This window comes from Lentilactobacillus kefiri, assembly GCF_007989105.1.
Classification (GTDB): domain Bacteria; phylum Bacillota; class Bacilli; order Lactobacillales; family Lactobacillaceae; genus Lentilactobacillus; species Lentilactobacillus kefiri.
Genome location: NZ_BJVK01000100.1, coordinates 1 through 878, shown reverse-complemented (window position 1 = coordinate 878; position 878 = coordinate 1). Strand labels below are relative to the sequence as shown.

The window sequence follows — 878 nt, the reverse complement described above, 5'->3', positions numbered from 1 at the left end:
ACTTCCCCTTTTTGCTCTTGAAACCCTTTAATTTGCTGGTTTCACCCTTGGTAACCAACGCTTTAATTGCGGTCTTCCCGAGCGTCTTGCTACTCCATTTCTTGGGTAGGGTAAAGTCCTCGCCTTGCTTAGGCTTCACAATGTAAAATTTTTGTTTGTTTAATACGGTTGCTTGTGGTGTTTCTAAGAAGACCTCGGCGGCCTTCTGCGCTTGCTGTTGGTGATTGATTTGTTGCTTAATGGCTGCACTGCCGGTTAATTGTGTCGGAACATCAGCAATCAATTTTGCCACGAACTTTTTGATTTGGTTCAAAAAGTTATCCGGGGTGCGTTCTTCGGTACTGATTTGTTGTAACGCTTGCTCCCATTTAGCCGTCATTTCTGGGCTAGTTAGCAAGGGTTCGAGTTCAACCGCTTTACATAAAGTAATTCCGGCTTCACTGACGTGTAGCTTGTTCTTTTCAGTGACGAGATAGCCGCGTTTTTTTAATATTTCCAGTACATTTGCCCGGGTCGCACTTGTCCCAATGCCTTGCACATCTTTGAGAATCGCCTGGGCTACTTCATCATCAAGCGTTTTGCCAGCGGTCTTCATGGCCATAATCAGGGTACCTTCGGTAAAGGGTACCGGAGGTGTCGTTTCTTTTTGCGGCGTTTGCAGATTCGCTTGAACTTGGTCGCCTTGGTGAACGATCGGTAGGGTGGCTGCCTCTTGCTGGTCGGCTTTGTGATCATCAAATAAAGCTTGCCAACCTTGCTTAGTTGGGACCTTACCCGTTGCTTTAAAATTGGCGTCACCAACTTGGGTAATAATGGTAGTTTCCTCGTACTCGTACGGATCAGCAAACATCGCTAACGTTGTTCTTAAAATCAGGTCG

General features: G+C 46.1%; 1 protein-coding gene. It reads right to left on the bottom strand.

Annotated features, from left to right (window positions below; translation table 11 throughout):
- Positions 1 to 878, bottom strand: an 878-nt coding sequence (locus LKE01_RS11855) for a type IA DNA topoisomerase (protein ID WP_263862391.1), incomplete at both ends; no start/stop codon positions are given.